A 23,457-nucleotide genomic window follows, 5' to 3' on the forward strand; every position below is an offset into this window, starting at 1 on the left:
CATTGCTAGCGGTCGTCGCCTGCGGGCTCTTCCCATCGGCGCACGGCGCTGGTCAGGGCGTCCGTCCACTGCCGGAGGATGCGCTGCCCTGCACCGGCGGTGGCGGTGGTGGGGTCGCCGAGCACGCCGTTCGCGCTGACGGCCCGGACTCCGCCTTCGCGCAGTCGTGGCATCAGGTCGGGTAGGGCGGTCGTGTTGCCGCGGGAAGCCTGTCCGAAGTGGACGTGTTGGGGGTGCAGCGCGAGCATCACCGACGTTTCGGCGTGCCCGGCGTGGCTGTCGTCCGCGCGGCCGGTCGGCGACCAGGTCAGGACACTGCGTCCCTCGCAGTGCAGGAGTTCTTCTGCCGAGCGCAGTGCGGGCAGGTTGCCGCCGTGGCCGTTGACCACGACCACCCCTGCGAAATGGTCGGCCGATCGCACGAGTTCGACCAGCAGCAGGCGGAGGGCGTCGTGTCCGATGGAGAGCGTGCCGGGGAAGGCTGCGTGCTCGCCGCTGGCGCCGTAGGGGATCGCGGGACCGATCACGAGGTTGTCGTGCTCCGCCGCCAGCCGGTTGCAGAGTTCCGTCGCGATCGCGGTGTCGGTCCAGAGTGGAAGGTGCGGACCGTGTTGTTCGGTGGCACCCAGCGGAATCGCCAGCAGGGTTCGGTCGGTGAGTTCGGGCCAGCGGTGGCCCGCGAGTTCGCGGCTCACCGCAGCGAGCCTTCGGTGAACTGCGGCAGCAGCGGAGCGATCGTGCGTTCCCGCGCGCAGCCGACCCAAACTCCTGCGGAGTAAGCCAGGTCGTCGAGCACTCGCAGGGCGAACCACGAGAATCCGCCGTGCTCCGCGCGGCACGCCTCCACCAAGCACGGCAGGAACGCCGCGAGCAGCACTGTTCGGGCCTTGCCGCTGCACAGCGCAGCGGGCAGCAACAACGGCCACCACGCGCGTCGCAGGGCCTCGGCGAGCAGCCTTCCCGCACCGAGGTGGCCGAAAGCGGCCAGCCGCAGGGATTCCGCGTCGGGCACGCCGCGGGCGCGGAGCTTGCGCGGCAGCAGTGCGGCGCTGACCGCTGCGACCCCGAGACCGATCCGCGGTCGTCCGGAAGCGATCAGCGCCCACGACGCCGCGCTCCACGCGGACATCCTGGCGCAGCTGAGTTTCCCGTGGTGGTGGCGGGACAGCGGTGCGGCCGAGGTGCCGTACTGGTAGCGCTGCCGCAACCAGGACCGCCAGCCGGGTCTCGTCCGATGCCGAACGACGGAACCGGGCTCGTAGCGCACGGCACCACCGGATTCCAGCAGCCGCCACACCAGGTCGACGTCCTCGCCGTACCGCAGCGACTCGCGAAAGCCGCCGAGGCCGGCCAGTGCGCTGCGGCGGACCACGAGTGCTGCGCTGGGCACGTAGCTGACCCTGCTCATCGGCCGGACCAGGGCACGGCGTACGCCCATGTCCAAACTGGACCTGTCCGATTCGTACCGGCCGAGCGGAGAATCCTCCGCCACGCTCGTGATCCGCGGGGCGACCGCCAGCACGGCGGGATCGGTGAACTCGCGCAGGACGGGGTCGAGCCACCCGGCGACGGGTTCTGCGTCGGCGTCGACGAACGCGACGAGTTCGGTTTCCGCGCGTCGCCAGCCGGTGTTGCGAGCGGCGGCGGGGCCGCGCGGGTGTTCGTGGCGAACGGTGGAATCGGGAACCGGCGAGGTGGATCCGTCGTCGACCACGATCCGGTTCGGAATGTCCGTTGCGGCTCGGAGTGCGAGGCGCAGCCCGGCTCGATCATCTTTGACCGGGACGACGAGCGTGATGTCGTCCTCGGTCCAGATCTTGCGGGCGGGCTCCGGGTGCACCAGCCCGGATTCGAGCAACCGTCGCGCCAGCTCGCTCGCCGCGCCGGGCTCGACCGGCTCGCCCGAGAGCCAGCGGTTCACCAGCCGGGACCCGGCCGCGCCGAGCCGGAGCAGCCGCAGCGGAGAACCGCCCAGCAGCACGCGTCCGTCGCCGAGGCGCCGCAACGACGGGTCCGGGACCAGCCGCGTTCCTGCGGGCAGGTCGGTGCTCATGCCGTGAATCCGCCGTCCGCGTGCACGACTGTTCCGGTGATCGCGGAGGAGTCCGGCGAGCACAGGAACGCCACCACGGCGGCCACTTCGTCGGGTTCCAGTATGCGCTCGGTGAGTTGGTGCCCGGCGAACTCATCCACATCGGACAGGTCGTAGAGCCCCGCGCTCGCATCCAGCATGTCGGTGCGGGTCGAACCGGGGGAGACCGCGGTGGCGCACACTCCGGTACCGCGCAGATCCGTGGCCAGTCCGCGCACCAGCCCGACGACCGCGTGCTTGGCAGCGTTGTACGAGGTCAGGCGCCACAATCCTTGATGCGCGGCGGCCGAGGCGAGTGCGACGAACCGTCCGGTCCGCGGCTCGGGCCGCCGCAGCAGCGCGGGTACGGCCGCTTTCGCCAAGTTGGCCGATCCGTCCACGCCGACCGAGAACAACGCGTCCCATTCGCGTTCCCCGGCCTCCCAGAACGGTCGACCGCCCGCCATCAACGCCGCGGCACCGACCGCCGCGTCGAGTCCACCGAACCGCTGCTCAGCCAGCTCGACCGCTCGACGCAGCGCGTCCGGGTCCTGCACGTCGGCCGCCACGTCCACCACGGACCCTTGGAATTCGGCTGCAAGTGCGCTCAATTGCTCGGGAGTCCCGAGTGGATAGTCCACGCGCGGGTCGTCGGCGCAGCGATCGAGGGCGACGACCCGCCAGCCGCTGCCCGCGAGTCTGCGCACCACCGCGGCGCCGATCCCGCGTGCGGCGCCGGTGACCAGCGCGACCCTCGGCTCACCCATCCAAGTATCCTTTGTCTCGCAGGAAAGAAACCAGTTCCTCGGCCGCTTCGGCCGGATCGTCGGTGGTCACGATCCGTGGAGGTTCGCGTTGTTCGTGCGCGCCGGTGAGTTCGAGGACTCGTTGCCGCGCTTCGCTCCCGGCAGGTGGCGGGAGCTCCTTGGCGCGCGGACGGTAGCCCGATGCCGCTCGAACCCGTAGCGCTGCAGGTTCCGCTGCTACTTGATGCACCGGGATCTCGGCGGATCGAGCCGCCAGCGTGGCGGGCAGCGTCGCCGTGCGCAACCGGACGCCCGCCGGTTCGACCGAACACACCGCGGGGAGCGGTATGGCGAGCCGTTCCCGCCGACCGCGGTCGAGCCTGCGGACGCCCCGGAGCCTGCCGCCTTCGTCGGTGCCGGTGGTCTCCAGCGACACCAGTCCGAGGGCTTGCGCACACCTCATTTCCGACGCCAGAAACGCCGGTGTGGCACCGGTTCCGCGGTCGATCGAGTGGTCGCCGGTCAGCAGCACGTCCGGAACGCCGAACCGCGCACGGATGGCTCCGGCGAGCGATTTCGCCGTGCCCGCACCGGAATCGGCGGCCCGCTCGTCCGGTTCCGCGCCGGAGTCCACTCGAAGCACCTCGTTCGCCCCGCAGGACAAGGCTTCCCGCAGCACATCCTCGGCCGCTACCGGTGCCTGCGTCACCACGACGCACCGCCCGCCGGTGCGTTCCGCGAGCCGCAGACCCGACTCCAGCGCGGCATGATCCGCCGGGCTCGGGCCGGCCATTCGCGGGTCGGCGTGCACCTCACCGGACAGCGGCCGCACCGAGGCGTGCGCGTCGGTGCAGCGCATCGCGACCACGATCAGCACTCGCGCTCACCCCTTCCGGAACGCGACGCCGTAGCCGCCGGACGGGTACTCCCACGAGATCGCGCCGCTTTCGTCGCACACCTGGTAGCAGGTTCCGCACTCGAAGCACTGCTCGTAGTTGAACAGGATTCCGCCGTCGTCGGTCGGTACGAACAGGTTCGCCGGGCAGGCGTGCACGCAGGCGCGCGTCGTGCAGGAGCGGCACACGTCGGTGTCGACCACGATGTGCGGCTGCTCGGACACGCGGAAGTCCACATGCGACATGCGTTCCTCGAACGAGACGTCGCGGTAGCGTTCGGTCATCGCCGTCCTCCCGTCAGTGCTCAGCCGAACGAACGCAGGCCGGTGAGCGCATCCTTGGCCAGGTCGCGCACCCGCACTCCGTTGCGCTTCATGGACCGTCGCAGGAGCCTGCGCAGGCCCGGTTTCGGACGCGGGTTGTCCACTGTGAACATCCCTTCGACGAGGTCGCAGATCATGCCGGGATACTGCCGTTGCATCCGATCGGAGAGCACCAATCCGGGCGCGTCCCGCAGCTTCTTGTGGTCGCCGAGCACGAACGACTTCTCCAGCGACGTCCGATACCCGGCGAGCCCGGACGCCGACGTATCGCCGGCGGCCAACGCGCTCGCCGCGCTGCGTCCCGCGTACATCCCCGACCCGAGTGCGAAGTTCACGCCCTCCAACCAAATGCCCGCGGCAAGGCACATCCCGGCCGAGTCCCCGGCCAGCAGCAGTCCGTCCGCGGTCAACTTCGGCATCGTGCGATATCCGCCTTCGGGAATCAGGTGTGCGGAGTACTCGACCAGCTCGCCACCGCGGACGAGCGGCTCGATCGACGGATGTTCCTTGAGATCGGCCAGGATGGCCTCCGGACGCATCTTGGCCTTCGCGAGCCCGCGCAGCCCCAGGACGAGTCCGATGCTCACGGAGTCCGCGTTCGTGTAGAGGAAACCGCCGCCGGGAACACCTTTCGTCGCGCCCAGCATCTCGATGTCCACACCGTCCGAACCGGTGACGCCGAACCGCTCGTCGATGGTCGCCTTCGGCAGCGCCAGCGTCTCCTTCACACCGAGCGTCGTGTGATCGGCCTGGTCGCCGGTGAAACAACCCGCCTGCTTGCCCAGGAACGAGTTCACGCCGTCGCAGGCGATCACCACCCGCGCGGTCAAGTCGCCGTCCGGACGATCGGTGCGGATGCCGCGCACCTGGCCGTCCGGCGTGCGCAGCAACGAAGCGGCCACAGTGGACGGGACCAGCACGGCGCCCGCTTCCTGCGCGTTCTCGGCCAGCCACGAATCGAATTCGGCGCGGAAGGTGGTGGCACCGTTGTAGGGCGCACGGCCCCAGTTCTGGGTGCGGAAGTCGACGGTCATCGAGCGATCGCCGCCCAGCAGCATGGTCTGCCTGCGGGTAACCCAGCGCTGCACCGGCATCCGGTCGTACCAGCCGGGCAGCAGTTCGTCGAGCACGCGCCCGTACACGACGCCGCCGTAGACGTTCTTGGAACCGGGGAACGGCCCGCGCTCGACCAGCGCCACCGAGCGGCCCGCGCGGGCGAGCTCGAGCGCGGCGGCGGAACCGGCGGGCCCGGCACCGACCACGATGGCGTCGAAATCGTAGTCCTGCGGCTCGGAGATCGTGACCGCACCCGCGGCCGGTCCGGCACCGGAGGCGTTGTTCTCAGGCATGGTGCTCCTGTCCGGCCGAGCGGTTAGCGAGTCTGCGCACCAGTTCCGCGAGCAGCGGTTGCGCGGGAGTGACCAGGCCGAGATCGGCCATCGCGGTCATCGGCGCGCTGGCGTCGGTGTTGATCGACACGGTGTGCCGCGGGTCGCGGAGGCCGCCGATGTGTTGCGCCGCACCGGAAACGCCGAATGCGATGTAGAGGTCGGGATCCGCGACGACGCCGGTCGTGCCGATCTGCCGTTCGTAGGGCGCCCAATCGGCATCGGTGACCACGCGGGTCGCGCCGACCGATGCGCGCAGTGCGTCAGCTAGTTCGCCGAGCGCGGCGATCGCGTCCGGGCCGGACAGCTCGCCGCGCGCGAGCCCGGCTCCTGCGCCCAGGATTCTCGATGATTCGGCGAGGTCGGCCGTCGCGGGATCGGGTTCGAGCACCTCCAGGACTTCCGCGTCGGCATGCTGCAACTCGACGTCCACTGTGGTTACTTCGCGGTCCCCCGAGAACGGCAATGCGCCGCGCACGCCGGGAACCAGAGTCGCAACGCAGGCGGGCGGAGTGTCGACCTGCACGCCGAGCCGACCGTCCCAGCGCACCAGATCGGTTCCTTCGGCGGTGAACCGCGTGGCACCGGCCAGCAGCGGCCGGTCCAGCTCGGCGGCGAGCCGGGGTGCGAGGTCGCGCCCGTCCGGGGACGCGGGAAGCAGAATCCGGGGAACATCGGTCAGCGGTGACGCCAACGCCTTGGCGAAGGCGCCAGCGGCGAACGGGCCCGCCTCGGCGCACCAGCCGCGGCGGATCGGCAGCTCGGCAACGGCTCCGGCGCAGCCCGTGCCGATCAAAACCGCTGCTCCGCCAGCTTCGGCGACGGCTTCATCACCGCCCACGGGCGGTATCCCGTCGCGCACCACGAGCACCGCGACCACATCGGACTCGATGCGGGTCATAGTCCCACCGCCACTCGATGCCCCTCGACGACGGCGGCGTGCGCGCGCCGCGGTGTGATGCAGTCACCTACCCGGTGCACCTCGAAGATGTCCGATTCGGACAGTTCGTGCCACAGCGCTTCCTCGGGCTCTTGATGCGTCGCGCACACCACCCAGTCGCACGGCACCTCGTCATTGCTGCCGGTGGTGTGCCGCAAGATCTGCAACCGGACACCTCCGGTGCTTTCGTCGGCCGCGGCGCCGAGGACCACTTCATCAGTGGTCTGCGCGATGCCCTTCTCCGCGGCGCGTGCGTTGAACGTCTCCATGTCCAGGGTGATCCCGAGGTCCTGGCCGACGACCATCCCGGAGGTCGTGATCCGCACCGAGCAGCCCCGATCGGCCAGCAGCTCGGCGACCGAGGTCGCCTGGTGGAACCCGAGGTCGTCGACCACGATCACCTGGCCGTCCGGCTCGGCGCGGCCCTCCAGCACGTCGCGCACGTCCACCACCCGATCGAGTCCACCGGCCCACCACGGGGCCTGCGGGCGGGCGCCGGTCGCCAGCACCACGACGTCGGGCCGCAGCTCGCTTATGCTCTGGCCGGTAGCGTCGACACCGGTGCGGACATCGACCCCGCGGCGATGGCACTCGGCCAGCGAATTCCGCACCACATCGAGGAATTCCGCCCGCTGCGGCACGCTCGCCGCCGCCGACACCTGTCCACCGGTGGTTTCCTGCCGTTCCAGCAGCGTCACCCGGTGCCCGCGCTGGGCCGCGGTCGCGGCGGCCTGCAACCCGGCAGGACCACCGCCGACGATCACCACCCGCTTGCCCGCGCCGGGCATCGGCAGCGGCACGCTCTCCTTGCCGGTGCGCGGATTCTCGATGCAGCCGAGCCAGCGGTTGAGCCCCATCCGGCCCACGCATTCCTGGTTGCAGGAGAGGCAAGTCCGGATGTCCGTAGCGTGTCCGGCGCGCGCTTTCGCCGCGAAGTCCGCGTCCGCGATCTGACCGCGCACCACGCCGATCAGATCGGAGTGACCTTCGATCAGGGCGCGGTCGGCCTGCACGGGGTCCTTGAACCTGCCGACTCCGACCACCGGCAGGTCGACGGCCTTGCGCAGGGCGCTCGGGATGAACATGGCGTAACCGGGTGGGACGCTCATCGACGCCTCGATCATGTACAGAGTGGACGTCGCGACGCCGATCGAAGTGTTCACGTAATCCACCGCGCCGGTGGACTCCACCATTCGCGCGACTTCTACCGCTTCGTCGATCGTGGTGCCGCCTTCGATCAGCTCGTCCCCGCACAGCCGCACACCGAGCGCCAGATCCGGTCCGATGGCCTCGCGCACCGCTGCGACCAGCCGCAGCAGCAACCGGGCGCGATTGCGCAGCGAACCTCCGTACTCGTCCTCGCGGACGTTCGTGGTGGGCGACAGGAACCCCCGCACGATCGAGGAATGCGAGCACTGCAACTCGACACCGTCGAACCCGCCGGCCCGGCAATGTCCGGCGACCAGCGCGTAACCCGCCACGATCTCGTCTATTTCGGCGTGGCTGACGGCTTTCGGCACTTCCCGGAACATCGGGTCGGGCACGGCCGACGGCGCCCACACCGGCAGCCGCGAGTACATGCTGGACGCCTGGCCGCCGTTGTGGTTGAGCTGCGCGAAGATCGGGGTGCCGTGCGCGTGCACCGCCTCGGTGATCTTGCGGTAGCCGTCCACCGCCTCCGGGTGGAACCCGTGGATCAGCTTCTCGTAGGGCCAATCCGTCGGGTGCGTCGAATGTTCTTCGGTGATGATCAACCCGGCTCCGCCGGCCGCGCGCTCCGCGTAGTACGCCGCGTGCTGATCGCTCGGCAATCCGTTGCGCGCGTAGTTGGTGAGGTGCGCGGAGAACACGATCCGATTGCGCACCGTCACCGGGCCGAGCCGAAGGGGGGTGAACAGGTGCTTGTAGCGGCCGGATGCGCTCATGACGCCTCCACCAGAGCTCGGGGCCGCGCGAAGCTCAGCGCCGCACGCCGTCCTTCGAGGATCGCCTCGTGCGCGGTGCGCGGCGCGACGCGGTCCCCGGCAGTGCGGGCACGCTCCGGCGCGTCGCTGGAAACCGGAACCCGGTGACCACAGTGGATTACCGAATTCGCGGCGATGCTCCGGTGTTCTCCGGTGAACACGTCCTCGATGTCCGCCGCACCGCCCCGCACGGCACGCAGCAGGCTGCGCTTGGCCATCGTCACCCCCGCCCGTTGCAGTCGCGCGTTGGCGTCGGCCAGATCCCCGGTGAGCGCGAGTTGCGTTCCGATGACCTGGTCCTGACTGAGGATCGCCGTCTCGCGGCCGGTAGCGGCGAGCAATTCCGCAACGGCGACACCGGTCGCATCACCGACCGGGTCGAACACGGCTACCGGCCCGCCGGGAACGGCCCGATCCAGGTCGCCGTCCCGAACCGCCCGCAGCAAGTCCACGACGTCGACCACGACCGCGCCCTCGCCGACTTGATAAGGCCGCGGTCCGGGCGATGAACCTGTTGCGAGCACCAGGTTTTGCGCCTCCATGTCGGCTTCCTCGCCGATCGTGATCTGGACGTCGAGACGCCGGACTTCACCGATGAGCCAGTCGACGAGTTTGCCGATCCGTTCCCGCGCGGGCAGGAATGCAGCCAGCGCGAGCATTCCGCCGAGCCGTTCGTTCCGCTCGACCAGGTGCACGGAATGCCCGCGCATCGCCAGGACTCGCGCCGCCTCGAGCCCGGCGGGCCCGCCGCCGGCGACGACGACCGGCTCACCGCCGCTGCCGGGGGAGACGTCGGTATCGGTGGTCTCGTGCCCGCTGCGCGGTTCGCCGACGCAGCTGACCACCGGATTTCGGTTGTCCCGAACCCGGCACTTCTGGTTGGTCAACGTGCACGGGCGTACCCGGTCACGCTGCCCGGTGCGAATTTTGCCGACCAGCCCCGGATCCGCGATCTGCGCACGGGTCATCTCGACCAGATCGGCCGCACCTTCGTCCAGCGCGACTTGCGCCTGCTCGGCCTCGACGACCGAGCCTTGCAGCACGACCGGAGCGGCTCCGGCGACGGCTTCGCGGATCGCCCCGCACAGGGCGAAGTTGAACCCAGGCTCGGTATGCGAGTCCGGTGTCGTCGCCGACGCACCCATCGCGGACCCGCGCACCACGGCCAGATAGTCGACCTCGGCAGCGAGCGAGGCCGCGAACTCCTTGCCCTGATCTTCGGTGATCCCGGCCCACGGGGCGAGTTCGTCGCAGGACAGCCGCAGTCCCAGCAGCATCCCGGACCCCATCCGCGACCGGATCTCGCCGATTACTTCGCGCACCAGCAGCGCACGGTCTTGCCCGTAGGCGTCACCGCGCTGATTGGTCAGTCCGGAGAGGAACTGACGCAGCAGCGAGTACTGCCCGGCGTTCACTTCCACGCCGTCCACTCCGGACTCTGCGGCCAGTTCAGCTGCGTCGCCGAATCCTCCGATGAGTGCGCGAATCTCCCGCATCTCCATCGCCATCGGAAGCTCACGGCTTGCCACGTCGGCCACTCTGGACGGCGCCCACAACGCCGACTGCGAAAACGCCGAAGAACCCTGCGATCCCGCATGTCCGAGCCCGGCCAGCACGAGAGTCCCATGTGGATGGCAAGCATCAGCGACGGCTGACCATCCGCTCACGCACTCGGTGGCGAGCGGAGCGCGCTCGTAAGGATGGTCCGACTCGTGCACCGACGCGATCTCGGTGACCACGACACCGGCGCCACCGGAAGCGCGCTCGGCGTAATAGGCCGCGTGCGCACCGGATATCGCTCTGCCGTCGGCCAGGTTGGTCTCGTGCGGTCCGAACAGCACGCGGCTCGGCGCGGTCCGGCCGCCCAGCCCGATCGGTCCGGTTAGGCCGGTTCCGGCGTCGGGATCGGGCAGGTTCATGGTGGGAGCCGACTTCCTGGTCGCGTGACGCGTGCGCCACGGGTGAAAACGGTGGGAACCTGAAGCGTTCCGAACAGGACGCGCCGTCCGCTACGGCCGGAACCCCGCGAGCGGACTCGTGTCGCAGGCCCGATCCGGAATCCCCTCGGGTTCCGGCGGGCCCCAGCCGATGCCGACCGGCACCGGCCCGCCCTTCTTCTCCCGCGGCCGGGTCCGGTGCGAGTGGTCCTTGTCCGGCTTCGGCACGCCCGCGCCGACCCCGGCCAGCGCCCGTTCACCGTTGCCCTTCACGCACTCCGGATCCGGCCCGTCCAACGGCAACCCGGTGAAGAACTTCGCCGCCATGCACCCGCCCTGGCAAGCGTCGTAGGCCGAGCAGGAGGTGCAGGCGCCACCGGTCTGCGGCTCCCGGAGCCGCTCGAAGAGTTCGGATTCCCGCCACACGGAGCCGAATCCGCCGTCGTCGCGCACGTTCCCGGCGAGGAATTCCGAGTGGATCGCGAACGGGCAGGCGTAGACATCGCCGATCGGGTCGATCAGGCACACCACGCGCCCCGCCCCGCACAGGTTCAACCCGGGCAGCGGCGTGGATCCGAGCGCGTTGAGGTGGAAGAACGAGTCCCCGGTGAGCACGCCTTCGCCGTGCGCCACCAGCCAGTCGTAGATCTGGCGCTGCTGTTCGGCGGTCGGGTGCAGCTCGTCCCACACGTCGGCGCCGCGTCCGGACGGCCGCAGCCTGGTGAGCCGCAACTGCGCGTCGTAGGAGTCGGCGATCTCCTTGAACTGGTCGAGCTGGTCGATGTTCTCCCTGGTCAGCACCACACTGATCTTGAATCCGGAGAACCCCGCGGCACGCAGGTTGTCCATCGCGGCCAGCACGGTGTCGTACGATCCTTCGCCGCGCACCCGGTCGTTGACCTCAGCCGTCGCACCGTCCAGGGACAGCTGCACGTCGACGTAGTCGGTGTTCGCCAGCCACCGCGCCCGCTCCGGCCCGAGCCGCACGCCGTTGGTGGAGAACTTCACGCCGACCTGGTGGTCCACTGCGTACTCCACCAGTTCCCAGAAGTCCGATCGCACGGTCGGTTCGCCGCCACCGATGTTGACGTAGAAGACCTGCATCCGCTGCAGCTCGTCGATGACCGCTTTGCATTCCGCTGTGGACAGTTCGCGCGGATCGCGGCGCCCGGAGGCGGAAAGGCAGTGCACGCAGGACAGGTTGCACGCGTAGGTCAGCTCCCAGGTCAGGCAGATCGGGGAGTCCAGGCCGTGCTGGAAGTGCTCGACGAGTCGCATGGGTCTCCTTGCGTCCCGGCTGGTGGTGGGAGTCAGTCGCGCGGTGCGATGGTGCCCGCGCTGCACAGCCCGGCTAGGGCTTCGAGGTACTTCGGGTGCTGCTCGGCGGGCACCTCCGCCGCCGCGAGCGCGGAGTGCACATCGGGCTTGCCGTCCAATTCCTGAACCACGGCAACGAGTTCGAGCGTCTTCAGGAACGACAGCTTCCGGGTGCTGAAGTCGTAGACGAGCGCGCCGAACCGCTCCGGGCGCAGCGAGACGTTCGGGCTCAGCCGGTGCGGACGGCCGGGATCGAACCCGGCCGCCGCGCCGTGATCAGTAGACGCCGCACATGCCATCGATGGACACTTCCTCGACCAGCAAGTCGTCTTCGACGGTCTCCGGTGCGGGCTCGTCGGCCTGAGCTTCACTCATGGGATGCTCCTCGTTCGGTCACTGCGTTGTGACGGCGACCACGAACGATAACGACACCGAGTGTCAAAATGGAAGAGGTCATGTCCGCAGCAGCCCCGAAGCACCCGTCCGGAGCAACCCCGGGCCCGGGCCGGCGGCGCAGCACCAGCCCGCACGAGCTGGAACAGGTCGCGTTCGACCTGTTCGCAGGCGACGGTTTCGAGCACACCACGGTGGACCGGATCGCCCAGGCCGCGGGCATCGGGCGGCGCACCTTCTTCCGCTACTTCGACTCCAAGAACGACGTGGTCTGGGGCCGGTTCACCGAGCAGCTCGACCTGATGCGCCAGCGGTTCAGCGCCCGGCCCGCCGATGAGCCGCTGATGGATTCGGTGCGCGCCGTGGTCGTGGAGTTCAACCGGGTCGACGCCGCCGAGACCGAGCGGCACCGCAGGCGCCTGGAGCTGATCTTGCGGGTGCCTGCGCTGCAGGCCCACTCGACGCTGCGCTATGCGGAATGGCGCGCCGTGGTGGCGGAATTCGCCGCGCAGCGCCTCGGAATCGCCGAGTCGGCGCTGATTCCGCAGACCGTCGCCTACGCGGCGCTCGGTGCTGCGCTGGCCGCCTACGAGCGATGGTTGCAGGAACCCGGCATCGATCTGTGCTCCGTCCTCGACGACGCCTTGCGGCACTTGGCCGAGGGATTTTCCGCGGTGTGACGCCGGTCGGCAGGGCGCGCCGCAATGTCGGGGGTCCGGCGCGCCCTGCCCGCCTCCCTCGCGCAGCGCGCTGCGGAGGGGACAGCGGTGCAGCGAGCGGGAGGCGCCCCGGAATCGTGCGGTGGCGCGGAGGGAGAGTCCGCACGGTTCCGGGGAAGTTGCGAGAGCGGTCTGAGTGAGCCTGCCGTCGGTTCGGTCGAACCAGCCGCTCACTCGGTATTCGGGGCGGTCAGAAATGCGCCGCGGGCCAACGCGGATCGGGCTCGGCCGCCGGTGGATCGGATCCGGTCTGCAATGCGTGCCGCCCGGTCGGCTCGCCCGGCTCCTGCCTGTTGTGCAGGCTCACCCAGCACGCCGCGCACACCAGCGGTGACTGCGCCTCGTTGAGGGCCGCGAGTCGGCGGTGCACCACTCCGCGGAGCCGATGCCCGCACAGCATCGTCGGCGCCGGGCCTTGCGCGTCCATTCCTGCCACGTGCCACAAGGATTCCTTCGTCGAGGCCATGAAATCCAGCACGCGTCCGGCACTGCGCACGTTCCTGGTTCTTTCCGCATCGCCCATCTCCGCCTCCATTCGCCCGCCGGCCGTCAGGAAAGCTGAAATCGCTGGACTGTCGGTCCGGTCGGTTATGCTCGCTGTCGGATCTGCTGATTGCGGAAACCTAGCAATGCGCGGGTTTTCTGAGAAGTCGCAGGCAATGGCCGCCCGTTCAGCCCTTGCACGCGCACCGAAGCCGTCGAAGGAGGTCAGGGTGTCGAAATTCGCAGGTTCCCAGGCTCGGGCGATCGGAGCTGAGATACGGCGCAGTCGAGATTCACTCGGCTGGACGCTGGATCGCCTCGCCAACGCGACGGACATTTCCCGTTCGACATTGTCGAGAATCGAGACGGGAGTCCGCAGACCGGAAGTGGACGAGGTCGCGTCCGTCCTGACCGCGCTGTCGGTCACCGGGCCCGCGAAGGATCGGCTGATCCGGCTGGCGGGGGATGTGTCGGGGACGTGGGTTGGCGTCGGCGATGCGGTAGCGCAGCAGCTGAGCGCGATCTCCGCCTACGAAGCGGAGGCGCAGTCGATCTACGAGTTCCAGGTGTCGGTGATGCCCGGCTTGTTGCAAACACCCGACTACACGCGCGGATTGATCAGCACCACGCCTCTCGGCTCGGCTGAGCGGGAGCGGGCGGTGTTCAACCGGGTCGGCCGCCAGTCGGTGCTGGCGCGCCCCGGACTGCGCTACAGCGCCTTCTTCGACGAAGCGGCACTGCGACGCCGGGTCAAGTCTCATGCCGGAACCATGGTCGAGCAGCTACGGGCCTTGATCACGGTAGGTGGGGAGGAGGGTCGGTCTGTCAGGGTCGTTCCGTTCTCCGCCGGTGCCTACTGGGGCTGCGAGAGTTCGTTCGTCTTCTACGGGCTCGGTGGTTGCCACGTCGTCTACCTCGAGAACCAGGGGAGCGGAGTGTTCATCGACGGCCAATCGGAGGATACTTATTGGAAAGTACTGGAAAATCTGGACAACGTCGCGCTGGACGCGGCAGAGTCGAAGGCACTGGTAACTGGTTACCTCGAGGAGTACGAGAATGAACTTCGAGTTTCGTAAGAGCAGCTACAGCGCTGGCGGCGGCGCCGGCACTTGCGTCGAAGTGGCCTCGAACGTCCCGGCGGTGCGTGCCGTGCGGGACAGCAAGGAACCGGAGGGTGCTTTCCTGGTTGTTAGTCGCGACCGGTTCGGATCTTTCTTGAAGTCGCTGAGGGGCGGCCAGTTCGACCGGGGATAGAAGAGATCGCCACGCGCTCGTGTGCCCCGGAGGTCTAACACCGGGGCACACGGGTATTAGCGGATGACCAGCAAACGCACGTGAAGACTATTCGGCGACAGTGGAATCGCGGTCCAGGTTGAAGACGTCGATTTGATTTTGCACGAACAGGTCTTGCAGCGCGTCTGAGCCGTTCGCTGTCGCGTACTGCCTCTCACCCTCGGAAATCGGGACCGCCTGCAACCACGCCACGGTCTTTCCGGGAAAATGCATCGTCTCCAGTTCATCGGCCCAGAGGAATGGCGGGACGAACAAGATGTGCCGCATCGTGGCGGCGGGGTAGTACATCCCGACGACGTCGGGAAATATCGACCCGGGCGAGCAGAACCACTGATCGTTGATGATGAAGAAGGCGATGGTGCTGATGATGTTCGGGAAGTGCTCGTTGTCGGTGGCTCCCGCGCCGACGACCTCGACCCGTACCGGGTATTCGTTACCGTCGCGCACCAGCGGGTGGTCGGAGAGTCCGAGTGTGCTGCACGAGGTGACGCCTTCTGTGGGGCTGTCCGGGCATTCGAGGATGTCGACCGCGCTGCTGTCTTGGTCATCCCAAAAGCGAGTCACGCTCGGTTTCCCGCCGAACTCGGCGGCCGCGGCACGAGCGATCGCTCGGTTGTCCTCGGTGACGTCGCTCATCGACACTCCATGCTAGGGTCCGAAGTAGGAATCGGTGTGGTCTTCGCCTCGATGCCCGGAGTTGTGTTGAGGCTTCTCCGGGCGGTAGTGGTCCGGGTTGTTGTGTTCGTCGAGGAACTGCTTCCTAGTGATGCCACGTTCCTCAGCGCTTGACTGATGCTTGCGGAACTCGAACCCAGGCCGATGTCCCATATGCCAAGGCTCTTCTTTAGATATTACCTCATTGCTCGATGGATCACGCACTTGCCCGTCCGGAGCTGCCTTTTCCGCGTCATTCCACACCGTGTCTCGGACGTTCTTGCGGAATCCTGACGGCCGCTTGTATGTCCGCGCGGCTTTGGCGCCTTTGCCGGCGAGTTTGCTGCCGGTGGCGGCCCAGCCTCCGATGGGGATCATGGCGGCGGCGGAGAGGCCGGCGTTGAGGTGGTCGCCTTCGGCGGCGTACCAGGCGGCGTTGGCGCCGTCGGCGAGTTCGCCGATGCCGGGGATGAGGCCGCCGAGGTCGAGGGCGGTGTGGCCGATGTCGGCCAGGGGGTTGCTGGTGTCTTCGGTGCGTCCCCAGGGCAATCCTTGGTCGCTACCGGCAGCTGCGGTGAGTTGGTCGGCCGAGTAGCCGTACTCGCCCCCAGTGCGGTTCCCGTCGGCGTTGTCGGCGGTGTAGTGCCGGCCGCCGTAGAGGCCGGTGATGGCATTCGCGCAGCGGCGTTGGGCGGCCATCCAGTCCGCGACCGCTTGATTGACCGCGGACATCAACTGTGCGTCGCGGTCGGTGAGGTCGCCGTCGTCGGTCCAGTCCTTGTCGGGGACGATGCCGGTTTTGGCGGAGGCGGCCAGCTCTGAGGTCGACGGCTTCTGGTTCTCGTAGGAGTGGATATCGGCGACGAGCGCTTCGGCCTGCGCCTTTAAGTCCCGGAGGTGTTGCTGGAGGGGGCGGACTTCGTCGGCGTAGCGCTGCAACGCGCCCGCGACCTGCTCGACGTCGCGGCCGACGTTGCCGGCAGTCTCGGTGACCGGCCGGGTGGCCTGCAACAACTGTTCGGACTCCGGCGCCAGGTAGGCGGGCGCCAAGCCCTGCCAAGTGGAGTGCACATCGGCGCCGGTGTCGGCGAAACCCGTCCCGGCCGTGCGCAAACCGTTCGCATGGGCCGAGAGCGCGTCCATGTTGCCGGGGATCTGCGGGATCGCTCCCGGGTTGATCACCGCCGTCCTCCCGGCATGTGTGCACGCGGATCCGGTGCCGAGGCAACGCCGCGCTGGGCGTTGCGGACCATCTCGTGATCACCCTGCAGATACGCCCCGACCGCGGTCGAGGCGCCGCCGATGGCGGACTGGATGCGGGAGAACACGAACTGCATGTCCGGCCCACGTGCCTCGGCGAACCCGGCCAGGGCTTGCCTGATGATCCCGGACGACGCCTGCCCGGCCGCGCCCTCCATCTCCGAGCGCATCGCGGTCATGTGCCCGTCGAACTCCGAAGCGGTACTCGCGGTACGCGCCAGCACACCGCGCACCTGCTCCGGGTGAATGTCCCACTCCACGCCTGCAAACCCCCTACGACCAACCAACCCCGACACCGGCCGAACCAGAAGCGGTCAGCCGATGCCTTGCACCGCGGACCGCGCCCGCGAGATGGCGCTGTTGGCGGAGTCGTCGTTCTGGGCCATGGTCTGCTTGAGCAGGTTGATGATCTGGCGGACTTCGGTGGCCGCGGACTTCCAGCGTTGCTCGACGTGGTGGTAGTCGTCGGAGACGCCGTCGGCCTGGAAGTCGGCCATGGCTGCGGCCACGGCCTGGTCGCGTTGCGAGATCACCGATTCCAGGCGTCCGATGATGCCTTGAATGTCGCCTTGGACGGATTGCGAGATGCCGGTGTCGAAGCTGCGCCGGTCCATGCTCATGACGATTCCCCCGGGTTCAGCGGGCGCCGAAGCGGGCCGCGTCGAAGTTGGCCGAGCCTTGGTTGGCCGAGGCGTTGTCGGCCATGTCGGTGTCGCCGTGGCCGAACGAGCGGTCCATGCCGGACTGCCCGCCCAAGATCGCCGACAGCGATCCGTTGAGCTCGCCGGTGATCTCGTCGGCCCGTGCCTTGAACGAGTCGAACGCGGCCCGTCCGGCCCCGTTGAACTTGCCTTCGAGGGGTTCCGCGGCGGCGATGAGCTGGCGGATCAACGCGCCCAGATCATCGCTGGAACCCTGCGTCTGCTTCGTCAACGCCGACAACGTCGACGACCCCATGTCGAACTTCATCGACGCCCACCCTCCAACGCGAGAACAACACACCTCGCGAGCACCATAACGATCTGGCACGACACCGTGGGCCGGTTGCGCCGACATCGAACTCGGTGCCGCCACTACGGCGGTGCAACGTCACCGAGAAAGAGCAACGTTCAGGCGGGCAGCGCGCCGATCTCGGGCGAACCGTTGCCGAAGGTCTTGTGCAGGTCGCGGTGCACGACGCGATCACCTGCGCGTTCCAGGTAGCGGCGTCCGCGCCTGGTCCGCCCGAGCAGGCCGGACTTGACCGAGTTCGCGGCGACGATGCCCGGCACCGCCCATGCCGGAGTCACCGGCAGCTGCAGGTCCCGCATGTCCCGTTTGCCGAGGAAGTAGCGCAACATGCTCAGCAACCGCAGCCGCGTGTACCGCCCGATCACTCCGCCGAACCTGCCGTGGTCCACGTCGAGCTGCCCCTCGACCAGCGCGGACGACAGCGCGGCACCCGCGGGCGTCTGCCCGTCCTGCACGCGCAGGATGTGGTAGTTGAACACGTTCTGCTCGCGTTCGGTGTCGAACAGCCAGTCCTCGTCGACACCCATCAGCCAGCCCACGTACTTCCACAGGTGCATCACCGCGCGCGACTCCTCGCCGGTCACGACCCAGCCGAGTGCACGCACGCCGAGCAGCAGCGTGCTGTTGAACAGGCCGAGGGTGGATGCCTGGTCGGTCTGGTTGATCGGCAGGCCCCAGCGCTGCACGTCCCACCGGCCGTTGCGCTCGAAGCGGTCGTTGACCAGGGCGTGCATCGCGCGGACGTGGACGGTGAGCTTGAATCCCTCGCCGTCGCGGTGCATCGCGCCGGGCTGAGTCACGGCGACGGCCCACTTCTTGGTCTCGCCGAGCCTGCGCAGCGCGGTGGAGCCGGTGAGACCACCGGTTTCCACCAGCAGGTCCGCGGGCCCGCCGAACCGGTAGCCGCCGATCAGCGCCAACTGCAGCAGCACGTCACCGGTGGTGCGGCCCATCCGGCGCACCGTGCGGGCGCCGCGTTCCAGCAGGTCGAAGTCGACCCAGTCGGGAACCTGATCGACCTCGGCGAAGAACTTCCGCAGCGGTTCGGGCGCGTCGGGCACGCTCTCGATGCCGTGCTCGAGCGCCTGGTGGAACTGCGCCATCCGCACGCGCTCGCCGTCGGCGCGGTCCCGCCGCATCGCCCGGACCAGCTGCGCGCCGAGTTCGTCGCGGCTGTACATCCGCCGGCCGATCCGGTCGATCAGGTCCTCGTCCAGCGAACGCACCCGCGCGACCAGCCGCAGAACGCGGCCGATCCGCCTGCCGCGCTCGGGTGCACCGAAGAACCGGCTCGGGTACGGAGGAGCGTCGTGCGCTGCCTGTGCCACCATGCGTAGGATGCTGACACGAATGATCATTCGCGTTCAATTCGCGTTATGGGGACGCGGATGACGGCCCGGCCGCGCGGGCAGGTGCGCCGCGAACCGAGCCAGCAGCGCTCCCGCGCGATGGTCGAGCGGATCATCACCGCCGGGCACGCTGTGCTGCTGGAACACGGCTACGAGCGGGCCAGCACCGGGCGCATCGCAGCCGCGGCCGGCATCAGCCCGGGCTCGCTGTACCAGTACTTCCCGGACAAGCACGCGGTGCTGACGCAGGTGATCGACCGCTACACCGATCGGCTGCGGACTCGCATTTCACGCGCGTTCGTGCAGAACCTCGCGGCGCCCTCCCCGGCGGAGAGCGTGCGCGGCAGCGTGAACGCCCTGCTGGACGCCTTCGAGGCGAACGCGGGCCTGATCCGGGTGCTCTACGAACAGTTGCCGCCGACCGCGGACACCCACCGGGCCGAGTTCAAGCACCGCATCGACGAGCTGGTGACCACGGCGCTGCTGCTGCACGACCGCGGGCGCAGCGGCGAACCGATCGACGCGATCGCCTGGGTGCTGGTGCGCACCGTCGAGAACCTCACGATCAGCTACGTGCTGGACCCGCCGCCGCTCGGGCGCGAGACCGTGGTCGACGAACTCACCCGGCTCATCACCGGGTACCTCGCCGACCGGATCGGGCGCGCGGGATGATCAACCGTCCGATGTGCAACTGCGCAGAAAGGCCGACCATGCCGACGATTCCGGACCCCGAGGCCGTCGCGGGCGCGCTCGCGCGGCTGCGCGAGCGGACTCCGCTGGTGCATTCGCTGACCAATGTGGTCTCCGCGAACGTGCTCACCAACGCGTTGCTGGCGGCCGGAGCCACCAACGCGATCATCGACAATCCGCGCGAAGCCGGGGAATTCGCGCGGATCGCGGACGCCGTGCTGATCAACCTCGGAACCCCGGACGACGAGCAGGCCCGCGCGTTCACCGCGGCTGCGGAATCCGCGCATGCGGCCGGGCATCCGTGGGTGCTGGATCCCGTGGGCGTCGGCGGCCTGTCGTGGCGCACCGAACTCGCCGGTGGGCTGCTCGCGCATCGGCCGACGGCGATCCGCGGGAATCCTTCGGAGATCGCGGCCGTGGCGGGGTTGGAAAGCACCTCCCGCGGTGTCGACAGCGCTTCCGATGCGGCCGAGTCGGTACCGGCGGCACGAACGTTGCTGGAGGTCAGCGAAGTCGTTTCCGCTTCGGGGCCGATCGACTACATCACCGGGCGCACCGCGGACGGGATCGCGACGGCGCGGGTGCACGGCGGCAGCGAGTGGCTGCCGAAGATCACCGCCACGGGGTGCGCGCTCGGAGCGCTCGGGGCGGCTTACCTCGCGGTGGCGGAGCCGTTCACCGGGATCGTGGCCGCACACGCGCACTTCTCGGTCGCCGCGGAGTTCGCTGAGCCGCACGCGAACGGACCGGGCACGTTCGTCCCGGCGTTCCTCGACGCGCTGGCGGCCGTCGGCCCGGACGACCTGCGCGCGCATGCGCGGATCGACAGCGCCGAGCACTGATCGCAGCGAACGGACCGTTGGTCCCAATGGATTTGGACGAACGGGCCGTTCACCCACGACTGCGGGCGGGTGTGCGCAGGTCACCGGTGTATGTGTGGTCAGGGCGCGGGAATGGGAAAAACGCGTTCGACCGGGTGCCACCGGATGGCAACCCCGCTCGGCGCGGCGGCGTCCTCCGGACGACGATGTTCGTGAGTTTGGAGGAAAGATGCGCTATTCCGGTCTGTTGTTGGCAGCCGCGCTGCCGCTCGCGGTCGCCGCGCCCGCGCAAGCAGCGGACGCCGGAACCGGGACGGTCTCGGGGAAGTACTTCATGGACCGCAACGGCGACGGGCAGCAGCAGGCGGACGAACCGGGTCCGCACGCCGGGTTCGTCGAACTGCTGACGACCGACGGCAGGCAGGTCGCGCACGGGAGTCCCGACGAGCAGGGATTCTACGAGTTCGGCGACGTCGCCCCGGGTGACTACCAGGTCCGGTTCAACGAGGGCGGGTTCCTGCCCACCACCCCGAACAACGTGCCGGTGAGCGTCCAGGACGGTGGCACCGCGCAGGCCGACTTCGGAATGCAGGGCGGGGAGATCTCCGGCATGGCGTGGGAGGACAGCAACGGCGACGGGCAGCGGCAGCAGGGCGAGCCGCCGATCGCCGGGGTGGAGATCACGAGCATCGACGGGGCGCAATACCGCGCCACCACCGGCGAAGACGGCACTTACCGCATCGCGGACGCTTGGATCAACAAGGATTACCGGCTGACCTTCCAGCCGCGCGAGGGCATGATGTTCGCGCCGCCGCGGGTCGGTGCGCCGGAGACCGACTCCGATGTGATCGACGCCGACGACGGCAGTGCCGAGGCGTCGGTCTGGGTCGGCAAGCCCGGTTTCATCATCAACGCGCACAACATCGACGCCGGTTACGTTCCGCCGCGCGGTTGAGCCGAATTCGCGCCGTTCGCGGCGCTGCCGGGGCGCGGGGGACGGTGGCGCGTGCGGGTGTTGCTCGCCCGCACGCGCCACCGCTTTGATCACTTGTACGGCTGCAAGGCCGCCGTGTCCTCATCGGACGCCGGAACGATCCGGATCGCGTGCCCGCCGCCGCGCGCGAGTTCGGCGCGCACGACGGTCCCGGCATGAACCAGGAACCGATCGACGCGGACCGCGTTCGGGTTGGTGTCCAAATCGGTCTCCGGCGCGTCCGCGTAGACGTGCGCGACGAAGGCTCCCGCACCGAGGAAGTGCAGCGGAACCTCCAGCGTCCGGGCCTGCTCGTCGGTCAGCGAGCCGACGAACCAGCTCTGCCCGCTGCGCCGCGCCATGGTGAGGAAGTCGCCGATTTCGCCCTGCACCACGCGGGTTTCGTCCCAGCTGACCGGAACTTCGCGCAGGAACTCGAACTCCGGCGTGCCCTCGTAGTGCTCCGGCACGTCCGAGAGCTGCTGAAGCCCGCTCAGCAGCACCGGGTACAGCGCGATCTGGTGCGCCCTGGTGGTGTGCACGCGGGTGCCGTCGTTGTCGCTGCCGTGGTCGTCGTCCGGGCTCTGCTCCGGGAACCAGGTGATGTCGAAGATCCCCGGCGTGTAGTCGAACGGACCGGCCAGCATGACCGTGAACGGCAGGATGAGGGTGTGCTCCGGCGGGTTGCCCTGCGACCAGGCGTCGTACTCGATGCCGCGCGCACCTTCGCGGGAGACGAAGTTCGGGAAGGTGCGCTCGATCCCGGTGCCCTTGATCGGCTCGTGCGCGTTGATCATCAGCCGGTGCTTCGCGGCCTTGTGGATCACGCGCTGGTAGTGGTTCACCATCGACTGGTCGTGGTGGTAGTGCGGCCCGATGTCCCCGGCGTAGCCGGTTTTCACGCCCGGCAGGCCCAGTTCCTCGTACAGCGCGAAGGCTTCGTCGATCTGCCGCTCGTAGTTGTCGATGCGGCCGCCGGTCTCGTTGTGCGCCAGGAAGTTCACCCCGCGCTCGCGGGCGTAGTCGACGACCCGGCGCAGGTCGAACTGGTCGTTGGGACGGATGAAGTCCTGGGCGCCGAAGTCGCCACCGGTCGTCCACCCCTTGTTCCAGCCTTCGGCCAGCACGTACGGAATCCCGTTCGCCGCGGCGAAATCGATGCACCGCATGGTGTTCTCGGTGGTGGCGCCGAGGTCCGGACCCTCGATCCAGGTGTTGCGCCCCTTGTGGATCTCCCACCACACGCCGACGAACTTGCCGGGCGCGATCCACGAGGTGTCCTCGATCGCGCAAGGCTCGTTGAGGTTGAGCACCAGCGGCGACTCGATCAGCTCACCGGCGCTGCGCCCGAGCAGGAAAGCCCGCCACGGCGTGGGAAACGGGGCGCGCAGGATCGCCTTGCGGCGGCCCTCGCCCTTGCGCGGGACGAGCGCGCAACGCAGGCTCGGCCCGCCGTCGATCTTGGTCAGGGTCATCCCCGGGTAGTTGAACAGCGCGGCCTCGTGCACCGCCAGGTAGCAGTCCTCGGCGATCCGCACGGTCAGCGGCGTGGCCACGTCGCCGATGTGCTCGCCTTCCTCGTCCCGCGGCTCCTGCCACTCGTGCAGCCCGCCGGCCGCGGTCAGCGGAGTCTCGGTGTGCAGGTACTCCACCGAGTCGTAGTTCGCCGGGCTGGACCAGGCCGTGTGGTCGTCGGTGAAGCGGAACTCGGTGAGCTCGTCGAAGACCTCGAAGTCGCCCAGGTTGGGCTGCTGCGGGAACACGTAGCGGAACCCGGCACCGTCGTCGAAGACGCGGAATTCGATGTCCAGCAACCGGTCGGTCCCGGTCTCGCGCAACCGCACGACGGTGCTGTTGCAGTGGCTGCGCACTTCAGCGGCCGAGCCCCACGTCGGCTGCCACGTCTCGTCGAGCTCGTCGTGGTGGGTGCCCAGGAGTTCGGCAGAGTCGCCTAATCGTGAGCCGTCGCCCAACTCGAAACCCATGGCCGACCAGTCGAGCACCGTCCGGGCGCCGCTGGTGATCGAGTACTGCGGTTTTCCTTGCTGCAAGCGGAAGTGCGCCTGCACGAGCCCGCCGGGTGCGGCGGTCGTGATCGGCGCCCCGGAGGCCTCCGCGGCCGTTGCGGGGCTCCAGCTGACCGCGGTCATCCCGGCGGCGATGCCCGCCGCCTTGCCGAACGTGCGCCGGTCGATCCGATACCTGGACATGCGACTCCTTCGTCGTTCC

At 68.9% G+C, this 23,457-nt stretch carries 26 protein-coding genes; 6 read left to right on the forward strand and 20 right to left on the reverse strand.

Translation table 11 applies throughout. The features are described 5' to 3' along the window. Positions 1-5: 5 nt before the first annotated feature. The 12 genes from mftE to mftA form a co-directional block, all read right to left on the reverse strand. A complete protein-coding gene (gene mftE, locus INP57_RS22290; RefSeq protein WP_200072258.1) occupies positions 6-695 on the reverse strand; it encodes a mycofactocin biosynthesis peptidyl-dipeptidase MftE in 690 nt (229 codons plus the stop codon). After that, complete coding sequence (mftF, locus tag INP57_RS22295; RefSeq protein WP_233628063.1) at positions 692-2,053, reverse strand: mycofactocin biosynthesis glycosyltransferase MftF; 1,362 nt, start codon at positions 2,051-2,053, stop codon at positions 692-694. Before mftF ends, mftE begins: the two co-directional genes overlap by 4 nt. After that, positions 2,050-2,838 (reverse strand): mycofactocin-coupled SDR family oxidoreductase, encoded by a 789-nt coding sequence (locus INP57_RS22300; protein ID WP_200072259.1) that lies wholly within the window; start codon positions 2,836-2,838, stop codon positions 2,050-2,052. The genes mftF and INP57_RS22300 overlap by 4 nt, the downstream gene beginning before the upstream one ends. After that, positions 2,831-3,694 (reverse strand): mycofactocin-associated electron transfer flavoprotein beta subunit, encoded by an 864-nt coding sequence (locus tag INP57_RS22305; protein WP_200072260.1) that lies wholly within the window; start codon positions 3,692-3,694, stop codon positions 2,831-2,833. The genes INP57_RS22300 and INP57_RS22305 overlap by 8 nt, the downstream gene beginning before the upstream one ends. 6 nt (positions 3,695-3,700) lie before the next feature. Then, entirely contained in the window at positions 3,701-3,997 is a 297-nt protein-coding gene (locus tag INP57_RS22310; protein ID WP_200072261.1) for a ferredoxin family protein, read from the reverse strand. A 20-nt stretch (positions 3,998-4,017) separates the two neighbouring features. Then, on the reverse strand, positions 4,018-5,385 hold the full coding sequence (locus INP57_RS22315; RefSeq protein WP_200072262.1) for an FAD-dependent oxidoreductase: 1,368 nt from the start codon (positions 5,383-5,385) through the stop codon (positions 4,018-4,020). Then, a complete protein-coding gene (locus INP57_RS22320) occupies positions 5,378-6,325 on the reverse strand; it encodes a mycofactocin-associated electron transfer flavoprotein alpha subunit (protein WP_200072263.1) in 948 nt (315 codons plus the stop codon). The genes INP57_RS22315 and INP57_RS22320 overlap by 8 nt, the downstream gene beginning before the upstream one ends. After that, on the reverse strand, positions 6,322-8,289 hold the full coding sequence (locus INP57_RS22325) for a mycofactocin system FadH/OYE family oxidoreductase 2 (RefSeq protein ID WP_200072264.1): 1,968 nt from the start codon (positions 8,287-8,289) through the stop codon (positions 6,322-6,324). The genes INP57_RS22320 and INP57_RS22325 overlap by 4 nt, the downstream gene beginning before the upstream one ends. Beyond that, positions 8,286-10,247, reverse strand: coding sequence for a mycofactocin system FadH/OYE family oxidoreductase 1 (locus INP57_RS22330; protein WP_200072265.1), 1,962 nt, complete (start codon positions 10,245-10,247; stop codon positions 8,286-8,288). Before INP57_RS22330 ends, INP57_RS22325 begins: the two co-directional genes overlap by 4 nt. Before the next feature lie 90 nt (positions 10,248-10,337). Next, complete coding sequence (mftC, locus tag INP57_RS22335) at positions 10,338-11,543, reverse strand: mycofactocin radical SAM maturase (RefSeq protein WP_200072266.1); 1,206 nt, start codon at positions 11,541-11,543, stop codon at positions 10,338-10,340. Between the two features lie 32 nt (positions 11,544-11,575). Then, on the reverse strand, positions 11,576-11,881 hold the full coding sequence (mftB, locus tag INP57_RS22340) for a mycofactocin biosynthesis chaperone MftB (protein WP_200072267.1): 306 nt from the start codon (positions 11,879-11,881) through the stop codon (positions 11,576-11,578). Next, positions 11,859-11,957 (reverse strand): mycofactocin precursor MftA, encoded by a 99-nt coding sequence (gene mftA / locus INP57_RS22345; RefSeq protein WP_200072268.1) that lies wholly within the window; start codon positions 11,955-11,957, stop codon positions 11,859-11,861. Before mftA ends, mftB begins: the two co-directional genes overlap by 23 nt. Positions 11,958-12,037: 80 nt before the next feature. Here mftA and mftR point away from each other — a divergent pair, with 80 nt between their 5' ends. Next, on the forward strand, positions 12,038-12,655 hold the full coding sequence (gene mftR, locus INP57_RS22350; RefSeq protein ID WP_233628064.1) for a mycofactocin system transcriptional regulator MftR: 618 nt from the start codon (positions 12,038-12,040) through the stop codon (positions 12,653-12,655). 229 nt (positions 12,656-12,884) lie between these two features. On the opposite strand, the gene INP57_RS22355 is transcribed toward mftR, so the two are convergent. Beyond that, complete coding sequence (locus tag INP57_RS22355; RefSeq protein ID WP_200072270.1) at positions 12,885-13,217, reverse strand: hypothetical protein; 333 nt, start codon at positions 13,215-13,217, stop codon at positions 12,885-12,887. Between the two features lie 190 nt (positions 13,218-13,407). Between INP57_RS22355 and INP57_RS22360 the strand changes: the two genes are divergently transcribed. Together INP57_RS22360 and INP57_RS22365 are read left to right on the forward strand one after the other, a co-directional pair. Further along, positions 13,408-14,253: a helix-turn-helix domain-containing protein gene (locus tag INP57_RS22360; protein WP_200072271.1), complete on the forward strand. Its 846-nt coding sequence runs from the start codon at positions 13,408-13,410 to the stop codon at positions 14,251-14,253. Then, positions 14,234-14,431 (forward strand): DUF397 domain-containing protein, encoded by a 198-nt coding sequence (locus INP57_RS22365; RefSeq protein WP_200072272.1) that lies wholly within the window; start codon positions 14,234-14,236, stop codon positions 14,429-14,431. Before INP57_RS22360 ends, INP57_RS22365 begins: the two co-directional genes overlap by 20 nt. Positions 14,432-14,518: 87 nt before the next feature. Here the strand turns inward: INP57_RS22365 and INP57_RS22370 are convergent, their stop codons facing one another. The 6 genes from INP57_RS22370 to INP57_RS22395 form a co-directional block, all read right to left on the reverse strand. Beyond that, positions 14,519-15,106, reverse strand: a complete 588-nt coding sequence (locus INP57_RS22370; protein WP_200072273.1) for a suppressor of fused domain protein — start codon at positions 15,104-15,106, stop codon at positions 14,519-14,521. A 12-nt stretch (positions 15,107-15,118) separates the two neighbouring features. After that, positions 15,119-16,306 (reverse strand): GH-E family nuclease, encoded by a 1,188-nt coding sequence (locus INP57_RS30410; RefSeq protein WP_295141920.1) that lies wholly within the window; start codon positions 16,304-16,306, stop codon positions 15,119-15,121. Next, positions 16,303-16,644, reverse strand: a complete 342-nt coding sequence (locus tag INP57_RS22380; RefSeq protein WP_200072274.1) for a DUF6507 family protein — start codon at positions 16,642-16,644, stop codon at positions 16,303-16,305. Before INP57_RS22380 ends, INP57_RS30410 begins: the two co-directional genes overlap by 4 nt. Positions 16,645-16,698: 54 nt before the next feature. Next, positions 16,699-17,004 carry a pore-forming ESAT-6 family protein gene (locus tag INP57_RS22385; RefSeq protein WP_200072275.1) on the reverse strand — a complete coding sequence of 102 codons (306 nt, stop codon included), beginning with the start codon at positions 17,002-17,004 and terminating at the stop codon, positions 16,699-16,701. 16 nt (positions 17,005-17,020) lie between these two features. Further along, complete coding sequence (locus tag INP57_RS22390; protein WP_200072276.1) at positions 17,021-17,353, reverse strand: hypothetical protein; 333 nt, start codon at positions 17,351-17,353, stop codon at positions 17,021-17,023. 140 nt (positions 17,354-17,493) lie between these two features. Next, positions 17,494-18,726, reverse strand: a complete 1,233-nt coding sequence (locus tag INP57_RS22395) for an oxygenase MpaB family protein (RefSeq protein WP_233628065.1) — start codon at positions 18,724-18,726, stop codon at positions 17,494-17,496. Between the two features lie 45 nt (positions 18,727-18,771). On the opposite strand from INP57_RS22395, the gene INP57_RS22400 reads away from it, so the two are divergent. The 3 genes from INP57_RS22400 (at position 18,772) to INP57_RS22410 (ending at position 21,210) form a co-directional block, all read left to right on the forward strand. Then, a complete protein-coding gene (locus INP57_RS22400; protein ID WP_200072277.1) occupies positions 18,772-19,416 on the forward strand; it encodes a TetR/AcrR family transcriptional regulator in 645 nt (214 codons plus the stop codon). A 38-nt stretch (positions 19,417-19,454) separates the two neighbouring features. Continuing rightward, positions 19,455-20,276 carry a hydroxyethylthiazole kinase gene (gene thiM / locus INP57_RS22405; protein WP_200072278.1) on the forward strand — a complete coding sequence of 274 codons (822 nt, stop codon included), beginning with the start codon at positions 19,455-19,457 and terminating at the stop codon, positions 20,274-20,276. A 208-nt stretch (positions 20,277-20,484) separates the two neighbouring features. Continuing rightward, positions 20,485-21,210: an SdrD B-like domain-containing protein gene (locus INP57_RS22410; RefSeq protein WP_200072279.1), complete on the forward strand. Its 726-nt coding sequence runs from the start codon at positions 20,485-20,487 to the stop codon at positions 21,208-21,210. Between the two features lie 89 nt (positions 21,211-21,299). On the opposite strand, the gene INP57_RS22415 is transcribed toward INP57_RS22410, so the two are convergent. Beyond that, a complete protein-coding gene (locus INP57_RS22415) occupies positions 21,300-23,438 on the reverse strand; it encodes a glycoside hydrolase family 97 protein (protein WP_200072280.1) in 2,139 nt (712 codons plus the stop codon). Positions 23,439-23,457 lie beyond the last annotated feature (19 nt).

It is taken from the genome of Saccharopolyspora galaxeae (assembly GCF_016526145.1).
In the GTDB taxonomy this organism is placed as follows: domain Bacteria; phylum Actinomycetota; class Actinomycetes; order Mycobacteriales; family Pseudonocardiaceae; genus Saccharopolyspora_C; species Saccharopolyspora_C galaxeae.